Origin of the sequence: Microbacter sp. GSS18 (genome assembly GCA_029319145.1) — a bacterium.
Taxonomy (GTDB): Bacteria; Actinomycetota; Actinomycetes; order Actinomycetales; family Microbacteriaceae; genus Microbacterium.
Window position 1 is genome coordinate 2636879 of the sequence record CP119753.1, and the last position, 15197, is coordinate 2652075.

General features: G+C 70.2%; 11 protein-coding genes. 2 read left to right on the top strand and 9 right to left on the bottom strand.

What is annotated here, in order from left to right; genetic code table 11:
* Window positions 1-204 precede the first annotated feature (204 nt).
* Window positions 205-1860 (top strand): choice-of-anchor I family protein, encoded by a 1656-nt coding sequence (locus P0L94_12090; GenBank protein WES63195.1) that lies wholly within the window; start codon window positions 205-207, stop codon window positions 1858-1860.
* A 70-nt stretch (window positions 1861-1930) separates the two neighbouring features.
* Here P0L94_12090 and P0L94_12095 read toward each other — a convergent pair whose 3' ends face one another.
* Complete coding sequence (locus P0L94_12095; protein ID WES63196.1) at window positions 1931-2875, bottom strand: helix-turn-helix domain-containing protein; 945 nt, start codon at window positions 2873-2875, stop codon at window positions 1931-1933.
* Between the two features lie 172 nt (window positions 2876-3047).
* Here P0L94_12095 and P0L94_12100 point away from each other — a divergent pair, with 172 nt between their 5' ends.
* Window positions 3048-6794 carry a S8 family serine peptidase gene (locus tag P0L94_12100; GenBank protein WES63197.1) on the top strand — a complete coding sequence of 1249 codons (3747 nt, stop codon included), beginning with the start codon at window positions 3048-3050 and terminating at the stop codon, window positions 6792-6794.
* Window positions 6795-6884: 90 nt separating this feature from the next.
* Here the strand turns inward: P0L94_12100 and P0L94_12105 are convergent, their stop codons facing one another.
* The 8 genes from P0L94_12105 to P0L94_12140 all read right to left on the bottom strand — a co-directional run bounded on the left by P0L94_12105 (window position 6885) and on the right by P0L94_12140 (window position 15093).
* Window positions 6885-7760 carry a fructosamine kinase family protein gene (locus P0L94_12105; protein WES63198.1) on the bottom strand — a complete coding sequence of 292 codons (876 nt, stop codon included), beginning with the start codon at window positions 7758-7760 and terminating at the stop codon, window positions 6885-6887.
* Window positions 7684-8868 carry a thiolase family protein gene (locus P0L94_12110; protein WES63199.1) on the bottom strand — a complete coding sequence of 395 codons (1185 nt, stop codon included), beginning with the start codon at window positions 8866-8868 and terminating at the stop codon, window positions 7684-7686. The genes P0L94_12105 and P0L94_12110 overlap by 77 nt, the downstream gene beginning before the upstream one ends.
* Window positions 8869-8907: 39 nt before the next feature.
* Window positions 8908-9369, bottom strand: coding sequence for a hotdog fold thioesterase (locus P0L94_12115; GenBank protein ID WES63200.1), 462 nt, complete (start codon window positions 9367-9369; stop codon window positions 8908-8910).
* Window positions 9366-10559, bottom strand: a complete 1194-nt coding sequence (locus P0L94_12120; protein WES63201.1) for a bifunctional 2-methylcitrate synthase/citrate synthase — start codon at window positions 10557-10559, stop codon at window positions 9366-9368. Before P0L94_12120 ends, P0L94_12115 begins: the two co-directional genes overlap by 4 nt.
* Window positions 10560-10643: 84 nt before the next feature.
* Window positions 10644-11543, bottom strand: coding sequence for a methylisocitrate lyase (gene prpB, locus P0L94_12125; protein ID WES63202.1), 900 nt, complete (start codon window positions 11541-11543; stop codon window positions 10644-10646).
* Window positions 11544-11679: 136 nt separating this feature from the next.
* Window positions 11680-13206, bottom strand: coding sequence for an MmgE/PrpD family protein (locus P0L94_12130; protein WES63203.1), 1527 nt, complete (start codon window positions 13204-13206; stop codon window positions 11680-11682).
* Window positions 13203-13871, bottom strand: coding sequence for a GntR family transcriptional regulator (locus tag P0L94_12135; protein WES63204.1), 669 nt, complete (start codon window positions 13869-13871; stop codon window positions 13203-13205). The genes P0L94_12130 and P0L94_12135 overlap by 4 nt, the downstream gene beginning before the upstream one ends.
* 100 nt (window positions 13872-13971) lie before the next feature.
* Window positions 13972-15093 (bottom strand): hypothetical protein, encoded by a 1122-nt coding sequence (locus P0L94_12140; protein WES63205.1) that lies wholly within the window; start codon window positions 15091-15093, stop codon window positions 13972-13974.
* Window positions 15094-15197 lie beyond the last annotated feature (104 nt).

Genomic DNA, 15197 nt, shown 5'->3' on the forward strand with positions numbered 1-15197 from the left:
CCCTTGTGGGGCATCCTGCCGCTGCAGAGTGTGCCGTCATGGGCACCGTGCTCATTTTACATGGACTTCCAACTATATAAATGGGAGTCCGTTCATCCACGTCGTTCCCCTGCCGTTCACATCGATTCCATGTGCGCTCGCTACGAACGGAGGCATGCGCGCGACCCGCGCGCAGACGAGGACCCGACGAATCCGAGGACACCGATGCCTTCATCACTGCACCGCCGCACCGTGACCGCGGGTGCGGCTGCTGTCGCCGCCTGCACGCTCGCGCTCACGCCGCTCGCCGCGAACGCGGCGATCGTCGCGGCGCCCATCAGCTACTCCGCGGGCGACGCCGCACTGTCGCTCACACCCATCGGCACCCACGAGACCGGGATCTTCGACGAGTCCGCGGCCGAGATCGTCCAGGCCCACGGCGACCGCCTCTTCATCGTCAACGCGCAGGCCGGCGCGGTCACCGTGCTGGACTTCGCCGACCCCGCGAACCCGACCGAGCTGTTCTCCATCGCCTCGGCGGGCATCGCCAACTCCGTCGCCGTCCGCGCGGACGGCCTCGGCGTCGTCGCGTTCGAGGCGCCCGACAAGGTCTCGGCCGGACACGTCGTGTTCTTCGACGCGGATGCCGACGACGCGGCATCCGCCCACCTCGGCGAGGTCGCCATCGGGTCGCTGCCCGACATGGTCACCATCACCGACGACGGCAAGTACGCCGTCGTCGCCAACGAGGGCGAGCCCGCGGACGACTTCTCCAGCGACCCCGAGGGCACGGTCAGCGTCATCAAGCTGCACCCGACCAAGAAGCGCGCGTCGAACCAGGGCAACGTCCGCACCGCTGACTTCCACGAGTTCGAGGCGGGCGGCGAGAAGACGCTCCCCGCGGACGTCCGCGTCTTCGGGCCGCAGCCGGAGGCCGACAACCCGATCTCACGCAACCTCGAGCCGGAGTACATCACGACCGTCGGCACGACGGCGTACGTCACGCTGCAGGAGAACAACGCGATCGCCGTCGTCGACCTGAACTCGGCGAAGGTCGACGACATCTGGGCGCTCGGGTTCAAAGACTACGGCGCCGCGGGCAGCGGGATCGACGCCTCCGACCGCGACGACGCCATCGACATCCGGACCCGGCCGGGTGTCGTCGGGATGTATCAGCCCGACGCGATCGACTCGTACACGGCCGCCGGGCAGACCTACCTCGTCACGGCGAACGAGGGCGACGCCCGCGAATGGGGCGACTACGAGGAGCCGGTGCGAGCGAAGGACCTCGACGATGACGGCTACGGCCCCGTGTGCGACGGTCCGCTCGCCGGCCTGCTCGAGAACGAGGACCTGGGACGCCTCGAGGTGACGCGCGAGAACGGCTTCAACGGCGAGTGCTATGACACGCTGTACTCGTTCGGGGCCCGCTCGTTCTCGATCTGGACGACCGACGGCACGCAGGTGTTCGACTCGGGCGACGACTTCGAGCAGTACACCGCGCTCGCGGCGCCCGCGGCGTTCAACTCCAGCAACGACGACAACGACGACTTCGACGCGCGCAGCGACGCCAAGGGTCCCGAGCCCGAGGGCATCGCGATCGGCGAGGTCGACGGTCGCACCTACGCCTTCATCGGTCTCGAGCGCGTCGGCGGCGTCATGGTCTACGACATCACCGAGCCGGCGTCGGCCGCGTTCGTGACGTACGTGAACAACCGCGACTTCTCGGTCGACGCCGAGTCGTCCGAGGCCGGCGACCTCGGCCCCGAGGGGCTGGCCTTCATCCCGGCGAGCGCCTCGCCGACGGGTGACCCGCTGCTCGCCGTGGGCAACGAGGTCTCGGGCACGACGACCCTGTTCGCGATCGCCGCGACCGACTGAAGCGACAGAGCCGGACGGGCCCCGCAGGCGACGAGCCGCGGGGCCCGTCCTCTCGGTCCGTCGGGACGTGTCAGATCAGGCCCTGGCGTGCGGCCTGGATCCCCGCCTGGAAGCGCGACTGTGCGCCCAGCCGGTCGCACAGCTCCCGGATCCGTCGCTGGAGCGTGCGCGGGCTCAGCCCCACTTCACGTGCGATGGCCGCATCGGTCAGTCCTGACGCCATCAGCCCGAGGATGGCCTGATCGGCATCCTCGTCTCCGACCGCTTCCTCTGCGCGGAAGGGGATCGAGCGGTCCCACGTGGCCTCGAACAGCGCCACCAGCATGTCGAGCATGGCGCCCCGATGCACGACATGCAGCTGATGGGTCAGCAGGGCCCCGGCCGTCGACGGCAGCACCGCGTAGGTGCGGTCGACGATGAGCAGGCGTCCCGGAACCTCGGGCGTGACCCGCGCCTCCTCACCCGCGGCGATTCCCACGAGCAGGTCGTCCAGCCGCCCCGGCTGGTCCACGGCGCTGTTCTCGTAGAGCACCCGATGCCGCACTCCGCGGCCGAGGAGCTCGAGCTCGAGCGGATTCGGCTCGGCCGGGGAACTCGAGTACGGCGGCCGCTCCATCGCCATCACCTCGCGGCGCGCGCCCCGGTAGATCTGCTCGAGTCGTCGCCTGGCCGCCTCGGGATCCACCACCGTCTCGAGCGACGCGTCGATCACGCCCTCACCCTGCCGCCGCCGGTATCGCGTCGTCAGGTCGTCGAGCGCGAGCCGGGCGTGATGCAGGTCGCGCTCGTGGGCGGTCACGATGTCCGACAGCGCGAAAGCGGGGTCGACGAGGACGTACGCGTCTGCCGACCGGGCGACCATGCCGCGCTCTTCGAAGCGTGCGAGAACGGCCTCGACGCCCGAGATCCCTGCGGATGCCGACAGCGCCGTCGCGTCGGCGCGACCGGCCTCGAGCAGCGCCAGATAGACCGCCTGCTCCTCGGCGTCCAGGCCGAAACGGTCGAGCGTGGACATGGTCTCCTCACCGCGGTGGCGAGTGTGAGCCACTGGCTTGACGTCGCCACCGATTTGGCCGGATCGGCTCTCGTGCGGCTCTTAGATTATCCCTCACGACTCGGCCAGCCCCGGGCCGCCGACGCCCCGGTGGCGGCCCCTGCTGGCCAGCAGATACAAGGAGAACCCCAGCGTGAAATCGTTCAGGCGATACCTGGCGGGCACGTGCATCGGACTGCTTGCGGTCCCGCTGCTCGTGACGAGCGCCCAGGCCGAGACCGCCGAGCCCCCGTCGCCCGCCGAGCAGGCATCCGCGACGAGCACCACCGTCGTCACCCTGCTGACCGGCGACAAGGTGCACGTGACGACCTACCCCGACGATGCGATCTCGATCGACATCGAGGCCGCAGAGCGCCCCGAGGGCGTCGCACCAGTGTTCAGCAAGCAGGAGTACGGCGGCCACACGTACGTGATCCCGTCGGATGTCGCGGCCCTGGTCGGCGACCTGCTCGACCCGGCCCTGTTCGACGTGCGCGAGCTGATCGACTCCGGCTACGACGACGCCGGCGCCGAGGGCATCCCGGTCATCGTCGACTACGGCGACACCGTCCCCTCGGCCCGCAGCCGCAGCGCTGCGCTTCCCGGCATCGAGGTGGAGCGTACGCTGACGTCCATCGGCGCGGTCGGAGCCGACATCGACAAGGACGATGCCGCCGCCTTCCGTGAGGCCCTGATCGCTCACGCGGGTGCGTCGACCAGCCGGACGCGCATCGCGGCCCCTGCGATCGAGAAGATCTGGCTCGACGCGCGCGTCGAGGTGATGCTCGAGGACGGCGTTCCACAGATCGGCGCCGACGAGATGTGGGAGGCGGGCTACACCGGCGAGGGCATGGTCGTCGCAGTGCTCGACTCGGGCATCGACCCCACCCACCCCGACCTGGTCGGCAAGATCATCGCCGAGCAGAACTTCAGCACGGCGTCGGATGCCGTCGACCGCCACGGCCACGGCACGCACGTCGCCTCGACGATCGCCGGGACCGGCGCCGCATCGGACGGCCTCTACACCGGCGTCGCCCCCGATGCGGAACTGCTCAACGGCAAGGTCCTCAACGACTACGGCTCCGGCGCGACGTCCGAGATCATCGCGGGAATGGAGTGGGCGGTCGCCAGCGGCGCGGATGTCGTCAGCATGAGCGTCGGATCCAACGGCGTGTGGACCGACGGAAGCGACCCTGCCGCGCAGGCGGTCAACGAGCTGAGCGAGGAATCGGGCGTGCTGTTCGTCATCGCAGCCGGCAACAACGGGTCGGCCGCCGGGACGATCTCCACGCCGGGCTCCGCTGACGCGGCGCTGACTGTCGGCGCGGTCAACGACAACGACGTGGTCGCGAACTTCTCGGGGCGCGGCCCGCGCGCCGGCGACTACCAGCTCAAGCCCGATGTCACCGCGCCCGGCGTCGGCATCGTCGCGGCGCGCGCCGCGGGCACCAAGCGCGGCTCGATCGTCGACGACCACTACACGGCGGTCAGCGGCACCTCGATGGCGACGCCGCACGTCGCCGGCGCCGCCGCGCTGCTGCTGCAGCAGCACCCCGATCTCACCGGCCAGGAGCTCAAGGGGCTGCTGGCCTCGACAGCCCTGCAGACCGCCGGCTCGATCTGGGATCAGGGCACCGGCCGCATCGACCTGACGCATGCATCCACGACGGCGGTCCTCGCCGACACCGGCTCGCTCAGCATGGGGTTCTTCGACTACCCGCAGACCGAGGCCGCGGCCGTCACGCGCTCGATCACGTACACCAACATCGGTGACGCCGACGTGACCCTCGACATCGCCATGGACGTCGTCGACGAGCAGGGCGCGGCTCCGGCCGACGGCATGCTGACGCTGCACCACGACGCGGTGACGATTCCGGCCGGCGGCACCGCCACCGTCGAGGTCACCGTCGACCCGCAGATCGGAGAGCCTGGCGTCTACGCGGGCTACCTGACCGCGACCGACGCATCGGGCAGCGTGCTTCGCGCGGGTGTCGGCTTCGCCAAGGAGGCCGAGCGCTACGACCTGATCGTCAAGGCATTCGACCGCGACGGCGAGCCCGCGACGGGCCAGAGCAGCATCGACGTGATCAATGTCGATGACCGCGCGATCTTCGCCGAGGCGGCCGTCAAGTACGTCGACGGCGTGGCGGCCTTCCGCGTGCCGGCCGGCCACTACAGCGTCGGCGGCGTCACCTTCACCTACGACGAGGGTGGCAAGTACGCAGACGAGGAGACCAGCGTGCAGGCGCCCGAGGTGCTCGTCGAGCATGACGTCACCGTCGTGCTGGACGCCCGCGAGGCGGTCGAGATCGACGTCGAGACCGCAGAGGACGCCGAGGTGATCGGCACGATCCTCGCGTACCAGCGCAAGGATGCCAAGGGCTCGCCGTTCTCCCACACATGGAGCATGACCGCCCCCATCGACCAGCATTCGGTGCTGCCGACCGACGAGGTCTCGATCGGGCAGTTCGAGTGGTACAACTCCCAGACGCTGCGCGCGCCTGAGATCACAGCATCCGTCAGCGATTCGCTCGACCTCACGCTGCGCTATTCGCGTCTGAGCGACCGCCTCGACGGCGTCATCGACACACAGTTCGTCGACGCCGGCGCGGGCACCCCGGAGGAGCTCGCCGAGATCGACGTCGAGGGCAGGATCGCCCTCGTCGAGCGCTCCGGGAACGCCTTCAACAAGCAGGTGACGGATGCCACGGCAGCCGGCGCCCGAGCCGTCGTGATCTACAACAGCGAGCCCGGCCTGATCATGATCAACGGCATCGGCGGCAAAGCTCCGCACATGACGCTGTCGCAGGCCGAGGGTCAGGCGATCCGAGACCTCATGACGGATGGCGTCGCGGACGTACACATCGACGCGATCAAGGCGAGCCCGTACCTGTACGAGACCATGTTCCCGTTCGCGGGCGGCATCCCGCAGACGCTCGATCTGAAGGTCACGGCCAGGAACTCGGCGACGGTCACGGCGAACTACCGTGCCCAGGTCGAGGGTGTCGGCATCGCCGAGACGCGTCACCGCTGGCGCCCCTGGGAATCCTCGGCGTTCGGCCTGATCCGCATCCTCGAGGTGCCCATGGTGCGCATCGAGATGATCACGACCGACTCCGACACGATGTGGGGCCACAACTACTACATCAATGCGGCGCCCTCGAACCCCTACGGCGCATACGTCGCCGACACGCGTCACGCGTATGAGGCGGGCACGAAGGTCGAGGAGAACATCCAGTCCGCAGTGATCGCGCCCGGCTTCCAGCTCTTCGGAGGCAAGTCGGCCACCCGCACCGGCAACAAGGTGGCGCTGTCGATCCCCGAGTGGGTCGACTCCGACGGACGCTGGGGCGAGTGGTTCTACCGCAGCGACTCCTCGGAGTTCCGTCTGTACGAGAACGGCGTTCAGAAGGCGCAGAACTACCGGGCGAAGGGCACGTTCACTGTGGGCGCCGAGCCCGCCGAGTACCGCCTCGAGCTCGACGTCGCACGCAATGCGAACTGGTGGACGATGTCGACCGCGACCTCGACCGCGTGGACGGTGCAGAGCGCGCCCGAGGCCGGCGAGACCGAGGTCCTGCCGCTGCTGCGCGCGGACCTGAAGCCGAACGTCGACCTGCTCAACCGGGCATCGGGCGCGGCGCATCATGTGGACATCGACGTTTCGCACCAGCCCGGCGCGGCGGAAGCGGCGATCACCTCCACCCGGCTCTGGATCTCGACCGACGATGGCGAGTCGTGGCGTGAGGCCTCGGTTCAGCGGCACGGCAAGGACGGCCTGCGCGCCGTCATCAGCCAGCTCCCCGCCGACGCCGAGTTCGTGTCCGTTCGCGTCGAGGTGGCGGATGCCGCCGGCAACACGCTCGAGCAGGAGATCACGCGGGCCTACGGCCTGCGCTGATCCGCATCGAGCGGGTGCGCATCGATCCCCGCAGCGTCTTGACCAGGGCGCTGCGGGGATCATCGCGTGCTCCCGGCCTGGAGGTCAGCGTCAGCCGGCCAGCGCGAGCACCGCTTGGGCGGCATCGGCGAGCGCGGCCCCGTAGGAGCGCCCGTGGCCAGCCGCGTGCACGGCGAGCGGATGCAGCTGATGCAGTGGAACCCGCTCCCGCCAGCCCTCCCGCAGCGGCGCCGCCTCGTCGTAGGCGGCGAGCGCGACCTCGAGGTACGGGCATCCGAACAGCGCCAGCATCGCGAGGTCTGTCTCGCGATGGCCGCCGTGCGCCGCGGAGTCGATGAGCACGACGCCGTCGCGGCTCCACAGCACGTTCCCCGCCCACAGATCGCCGTGAAGTCGAGCCGGCGGCTCGTCGTCGTCGAACCGGCCCGAGGCGATCTCGTCGCACGCGCGACGGACGAGGGCCTGCTCGCCCGCCGTCAGGAACCCGGCGTCGACAGCGGGCGGCAGGAACGGCAGCACGCGGTCTCGCGCGTAGAACGCGCCCCAGGATCGTTCGGCCGCCGCCGGCATCGGGCGCCGGCCGATGAACAGCGGCCCGTCCCATCCGTCGGGGCGAGACCCGAAGGCCGTGGCTCCGGCGGCGTGCATCCGGGCCAGCGCCGTCCCGAACGCCGCCGCGGATGCCGCGGTGGGGCGGACCTCGTCGATGCGCTCGAGCTCGATCCAGCCGGCGCCCACCCCCGCGACGCCCACGATGCGCACGGCCTCCGCCGCGGCGAGCCACGCGAGCCCGGCCGCTTCGGCCTCGAAGAACCCGCGGGGCGCGTCCGGGCGGCGCTTGACGATCGTGGGCACGGGCCCAGTCTCGCGCACGACGCGAGGACGGGCCCTATGCGAGCCGTTCGATGATCGTGGCGTTGGCCATTCCCCCGCCCTCGCACATCGTCTGCAGCCCGAAGCGGCCACCCGTGTCCTCGAGGTAGGCGACGAGCGTGCCGAGCAGCCGCGTCCCCGACGCACCGACCGCATGGCCGAGCGCGATCGCGCCGCCCCACGGATTCAGCAGCGCCGGATCGGCGTCGAACTCCTCGAGCCACGCCAGCGGCACCGACGCGAACGCCTCGTTGACCTCGTAGGCATCGAGGTCGCCGAGGGTCAGGCCGCTGCGCTCGAGGATGCGTCGGGTGGCCGCGATCGGGCCGGTGAGCATCATGATCGGATCGTCGCCGACGACGGCGAACGAGTGGAACCGGGCCCGGGGGGTGAGGCCGAGAGCCGCGGCGGTGTCCTCGCCCATGATGAGGGCGGCCGAGGCGGCATCCGTCAGGGGGGACGAGTTGCCGGCGGTGATGCGCCAGTCCAGCTCGGGGAATCGGTCGGCGAGGGCATCCGTCCGGAAGGCCGGCGCGAGTCCGCCGAGCTTCTCCACCGTCGTGCCCTCGCGCACCGTCTCATCGAACGCCACGGCGTCCTCGCCGCCGGCGAGCACGGGCAGGACCTGGCTGTCGAAACGTCCGCGCTTCCAGGCATCCGCCGCGCGCCAGTGGGACTCCGCGGCGTACGCGTCGAGCTCCTGCCGCGAGAACCCCCAGCGATGCGCGATGAGCTCGGCCGAGACGCCCTGGTTCACGAGCCCCTGCGGATAGCGACGACGGATGCCATCCGGCACGGTCGCGTCCCGCCACGCCGAGCCCAGCGGCACCCGGCTCATCGACTCCACGCCTGCCGCGATCACGATGTCGTAGACGCCGGCCATCACGCCCTGCGCCGCGAAGTGCGCGGCCTGCTGGCTCGAGCCGCACTGCCGGTCGATGCTGACGCCCGGCACCGCCTCGTCGAAGCCTGCCGCGAGCAGCGCCTGGCGCGCGATGTTCATCGACTGATCGCCGGTCTGGCTGACGCAGCCCATGAGCACGTCGTCGATCTGGGCGGATTCGAGCCCGCTGCGTTCGAGGAGTCCGGTGAGCATCGCGGCGGCGAGATCGACCGGATGCAGGTCGCTCAGCGCCCCTCCCGGCTTGCCCCGGCCGGACGGGGTGCGGACGACGTCGACGATGACGGCGGTGCGTGTCATGTCTCCATCGTGCCTCGACTCGTCACGGATGTCAGCGGGTCAGCCGGCGCCGCGCTCCTCGGGGATGGCGTACGTGCTCTTCTGCTCGATGACGGCCATCGTGCAGCGCGAGATGCACACGAGCTTGCCCGCTTCGTCGGTGATTCGGACCTCCCAGACGTGCGCTCGGCGCCCGATGTTGACCGGGCTCGCCGTCCCGATCACCCAGCCGGACGAGATCGGCCGCACGTGGTTGGCGTTGATCTCCATGCCGACCACGTGGAACCGCTCACGGTCCACGGCGAGGTAGGCCGACCACGACGCCATCGTCTCGGCGAGCGTGACCGACGCGCCGCCGTGCAGCACGCCCGCCGGCTGGATGGTGCGCCGGTCCACCGGCATCCGGCAGACCAGCGCATCATCACGCAGCTCGACGAACTCGATGCCGAGGTGGTCGATGAGACTCTGCGCCGACATCGCGGGCAGGTCGATCGACGACACGTCGCCGAACCATACGGTCACCCGGCGGCCTCCTCCGCTCGCGTCGAGATGTCGATGGCCGCGGTATCGGGGACGTAACCATCGACGTGGCGCTCGTCCGGGCCGCTGTAGGCAGAGAGCGGGCGGATGAGCGCGTTCGAGGCGGCCTGCTCCATGATGTGCGCCGTCCAGCCCACGATCCGCGCCGCGACGAAGAGCGGGGTGAAGGTGAGCGTGTCGAAGCCCATCAGGTTGTAGGCCGGACCCGACGGGTAGTCGAGGTTGGGGTAGATCCCCTTGCGCGCGACGAACTCGCTCTCGAGCGTCGCGTAGAGAGCCGCGACGTCCGGTCGGTCGTAGTGGTGGACGAGCTCGTCCAGCGCCGCCTTCATGGTCGGCACGCGCGAGTCGCCGCGCTTGTAGACACGGTGGCCGAAGCCCATGATCTTGCGCTTCTCGGCGAGGGCCTGATCGAGCCACGGCACGACGTTGTCGGCGTCTCCGATCTCGTCGAAGATGTGCAGCACGGCCTCGTTCGCTCCGCCGTGCAGCGGGCCCTTGAGCGCGCCGATCGCGCCGACGACCGCCGAGTAGAGGTCGCTCAGGGTCGAGGTGATGACGCGCGCGGTGAACGTGGACGCGTTGAACGAGTGCTCGGCGTACAGGATCATCGACTTGTTGAACGCATCGGCGACGACCGGGGCGGGCTCCTCCCCGAAGGTCATCCAGAGGAAGTTCGACGCGTAGTCGAGGTCCTCGCGCGACTCCACCGGCTCCAGCCCGTGTCGGCGGCGCTGCCCGTAGGCCACGATCGCCGGCAGCGCCGCGAACAGGTGGGAGCTGCGGGCGAGGTTCTCCTCGGGCGTCCCGACGGCGTCGAGCACCGAACCCTTGCCGGCGAGCTGCGTCGCGCCGATCATGCTGACCGCGGTGCGCACCTCGTCCATCGGATGGCAGTCCAGCGGCAGCTGGTCGATGGCGGTCTTCACCGCTGGGTCGAGCGGCCGGAAGCGCCGCCCGTCCTCACGCTGGGCCGCGAGCTGCTCGTCGGTCGGAAGCTCGCCGTGCCACAGCAGGTGGGCCACGGCGTCGAATGGCTGGGTGGCGGCGAGCTCATGCACCGGGTAGCCCCGGTAGAGCAGCGAGTTGGTCTCGGGGTTGACCTTGGAGATCGCCGTGTAGTCGACGGTGACTCCGGCAAGCCCCTTCTTGATCTCGATCGTGTCGGTCATGCTCTCTCCTTTGGGGTGTCCGTGTCCCGATTTCTGCCGCTCCCGGCCGTGCCGGGCGGCAGAAATCGGGACATGGGGAGTTCTTCAGCGGCTGATGTGGAAGTTGAAGACGTTCGTGTCGAAGTGGTTGTACTGCTCGTAGTCGATCAGGTCGTACAGGTCGGCGCGGTGCTGCATCTCACCCAGCTTCGAGGTCAGGTGCCCCTCTTCGGTCAGCGTATCCAGCGCCCGGCCGGCTGCGCCCATCGCGATGCGCAGCAGCGACACCGGCCAGATGACGATGTTGACACCCACGTCGCGCAGCTGGTCGACGCTGAACAGATCGGACTTGCCGAACTCGGTCATGTTGGCCAGGATCGGCACGTCCAGGGCCGCGCGCATCGCCTCGAACTCGTCGAGGGTGCGCATGGCCTCGGGGAAGATCGCGTCGGCTCCGGCATCCACGAGGGCCTTGGCCCGGTCGATCGCCGCGTCCATCCCCTCCGCGGCCCGGATGTCGGTGCGCGCCATGATGAGGAAGTTCGGGTCGCGGCGCGCGTCGACGGCGGCGCGGATGCGCTTGACCGCGGTGTCCTCGTCGACGACGGCCTTGCCGTCGAGGTGGCCGCAGCGCTTCGGGTTGATCTGGTCCTCGATGTGGGTGCCCGCGAGCCCCGCATCCTCCAGTGTCTGGATCGTGCGGGCGACGTTCATCGGCTCGCCGAATCCGGTGTCGGCGTCGATGATCGCCGGCAGCTCGGTCATGCGGGCGATCTGCTGGCCCCGGCCGGCGACCTCGGTGAGGGTCGTGAGTCCGATGTCGGGGAGCCCGAGATCCGCGGAGAGCACCGCACCCGAGATGTAGACGCCGTCGAAGCCCTTGCGTTCGATGAGCCGGGCCGACAGCGGGTTGAACGCGCCGGGGAAGCGCAGCAGCTCCCCCGATGCGAGCCGCTCGCGGAACAGGCGCCGCTTCTCGGCGGCCGGAGTCTGCGCGTACAGCATCAGACGTCCCCCCTCTGCGGGACGGCGCGTGCAGAAATCCACGGATCCGCGCCCGCGCGGCCCGTGACGGCGCGCTGCCGGTCAGTCACCGGCCGGTTCTGTGGAGTTGTGCACCGCGCGGTGCCGAGGCCGCGCATCAGAACAGGCCCTTCGGAGCCGGAGCGGATGCCAGCACGCCGGGCCCCGCGACGATGTTGAGCTCGAGAACCTCGGCGGGCGTCAGCTCGGGCAGGCGCTGCGCGAGGTCGAGGAACCGCTCGATCTCGGCGGGCTCCAGCACCGGCTCGGCGAGGATGCGGAACTTGCGGATGTAGTCCTCCCGAGCGAACGGCCGCGCACCCAGCGGGTGGGCATCGGCGACGGCGATCTCGTCGACGACGGTCGATCCGTCGGCGAGCGTGATCTCGACGCGGCCGCCGAAGGCCTTCTCGTTCGGATCGGTCGAGTGGTAGCGGCGCGTCCACTCGGCATCCTCGGCCGTCGTGATCTTGTGCCACAGCTCGACGGTGTCCTCGCGCGCGGCGCGCTCGGGCAGGTACGAGTCGACGTGGTGCCAGCCGCCGTCCTGAAGCGCCACCGCGAAGATGTACGGGATCGAGTGGTCGAGGGTCTCGCGCGAGGCCTTCGGGTCGTACTTCTGCGGGTCGTTCGCACCCGAGCCGATCACGTAGTGGGTGTGGTGCGAGGTGTGGAGGACGATCGAGGCGATGTTCGCCGGGTCCCCGAGCTCGGGACGCTCGTTGTGGAGCTTGCGGGCCAGGTCGATCCACGCCTGGGCCTGGTACTCGGCCGAGTGCTCCTTGGTGTAGGAATCGAGGATGCCGCGCTTGGGCTCACCGGAAGCCGGGAGCGGCACGTCGTACGACGCGTCGGGACCGTCCAGCATCCACGCCACCACGCCGTCCTCGCCTTCGTAGATCGGCGAGGGGCTCGTCTGGCCGCGCATCGCGCGGTCGACCGCCTCGACGGCCATCTTGCCGGCGAACGCGGGCGCATGCGCCTTCCACGTCGAGATCTCGCCCTTGCGCGACTGACGCGTCGCGGTCGTGGTGTGCAGCGCCTGGCCCACAGCCTGGTAGATCGTCTCGACGTCGAGGCCGAGGAGCGTGCCGATGCCCGCCGCGGCCGACGGGCCGAGGTGGGCGACGTGGTCGATCTTGTGCTTGTGGAGGCAGATCGCGCGCACGAGGTCGATCTGGATCTCGTATCCGGTCGCGAGGCCGCGCACGAGGGCCGCACCGTCGGCGCCGACGTGCTGGGCGACGGCCACGATCGGCGGGATGTTGTCGCCGGGGTGCGAGTACTCCGCGGCGAGGAAGGTGTCGTGGTAGTCGAGCTCGCGCACGGCGACGCCGTTCGCCCACGCCGCCCACTCGACGCCCACGTGGCGGTCGAGCGGTGCGCCGAACACGGTGGCGCCCCTCCCGCTGACCGAGACGGGGTTGTCGAGCGCCTGCTGACGCGCCGCGCTGACAGGAGCACGGGTGAGCGATGCCGCGGCCACCGACGCGTTGTCGATGACGCGGTTGATGATCATGTCGACCACCTCGGGCTCGACCGCGACGGGATCGGCGGCGACCTCGGCGATGTGCCAGGCGAGCTGTCCCTCGCGGGCGAGGTTCTCATCGCTGCGGTGGACGCGAAGGTGGTGGGTGACGGTCATGCTGCTCCTTGGGTCGTGACGGCGCCGGTGGACGTGCCGCCGCCGAGAGAGGCGAGGACGCTTGCCAGCGCGTTGTGGAGGTGGACGTGGGTGGCGTGCGCGGCCAGGTCGGCGTCGCGTGAGCCGATCGCCGCGGCGATCAGGCGGTGCTCGGCGACCGAGGCGGTGAGCCGCTCGGGGTTGTCGCGCGCGAGCCGGCGCACGCGGACGAGGTGGGTGCGGATCGTGCGCAGCGCCGCGATCAGGTAGTCGTTGGCGACGGAGGCGTCAAGCGCCGCGTCGAAGCGTGCGATGAGCCCGTAGTACGTGTCGCGCCCATCGGCGTCGTCGAGGGTGACCGCGGCGAACTCGGCCGCCAGACCGCTGAAGACGGCAGGCTCGGCCCGCATGGCCGCCAGGCGAGCAGCGGTCTCTTCGAGGGCGCGACGCACTTCGAACAGCTCCCGGATGTCGTCGGCGTCGATGTCGGCCACGACGGTGACGCGCGGCGACTGCTGCACGACGAGTCCGTCGGCGGCGAGGCGACCGAGGGCCTCGCGCAGCGGCGTGCGGCTGACTCCGAGCCGCGAGGCCTGCTCGACCTCGGCGAGGACGGCGCCCGGCGGCATCGCGCCCGACTGGATCTCGTCGAGGAGCGTCGCGTACGCACGGTCGCTGGCCCGCATCCGCACCTCCTCGTCACCGCAGTTCGGGCCCTAGTGTATACACAAGCCCAACAGGAATGCACGCGAATGCCTCAGCACTTCCCTTGCGTATACAGAAGCACTATGCCTCTCGGTAGCGCACGTCCCTGATGCGGGCCAGCAGGCGATCGCCCGGATCCGCCTGGTCCATCGCGGCGCTGGGCACGCTGTTGAGGACGCTCTGGGCTCGCTGGTCGATCATGTGCGTGAGAGCCTCCTGCGAGGCGCCGAACACGACCGCCCAGGCGGCGAGCTCCTGGACGCTCGTGATCGTGATGCCGTTGACCACGTGGAGCAGGGTCAGCCCGAGGTAGGCCGTGATCGCCCCCAGCGGCAGCTTCAGCACGAGAGACCAGATCGGCACGGCGTATGGTGTCGCGGTTCCCCGCAGGCGGGGCACCGCGATGGCGCCGGTGGCTGCCGCCCCCACGAGGCCGTAGAGCTGGATGATCGTGACGTCGCCGGGGTGCGGCACGGCCCTGCCCGACGGGCAGATCCCGTCCCAGCAGGCATCGAGCGCCGCCGGCGCCACCAGGCCCGCGATCCCCAGCGTCGTGGCGATGAGGAAGGTCACGAGGCCGGTGAGGATGAGGATGTTCCGGAAGTCGCGCACCTGACGGTACTTCTCGGATCCCGCCGCGTAGGCGGCGCGCAGCACGGCGGCGGCGCGCACCATGGAGCCCGGAGTCAGTTCGCGCGCCTTGCGCCGTTGCTCCTCGGAGTCTGCGGCCGTCTGCGCAGCCGCCGGAACGGATGCGACCTTGCTCCGCTCTTCCTCCTTGTCCTTCACCGACTTCTCGGCACCGGCCAGCGCACGCAGACGGTGATCGTCGGGCTTCAGGAACATCTCGCCCACTTCGCGCGCGTCGACGATGCGCGGCGCGTACACGGTCGCGTCCGGCGTCAGCTCCGTGATCGCGACTTCGGCCCGGTGGATCGCCAGCCACGCCGCGTCGATGTCGCTGCCGCGCCAGAAGCACCGGACGCGCTGGCGGAACCTCGGCTCCGCCCGAGCGACCGTCGCGGCCTCGTCCAGCCAGCCGGTCACCGCGTCCCATCCCGGGTCGTCGGCACGCTCGCCCGAGGCGGCCCGGGTGTGCTCCGCGGTCAAGGTCAGCTCGGCGCACTGGTCGAGCGCCCGGTTGCGCCAGGCGGCCAACCTCCGCCGTCGTTGCGCGATCTTCTGGGCGGGTGCTGCACTCATGTCGACTCCGCTCCGCGGGTCGCCGATGACGTCAGTGCGATCCGCTCCCTTGTCTCCCCTGTGATGCGAGAGCATCCGGCATGACGGCAGATACATCGCATGGC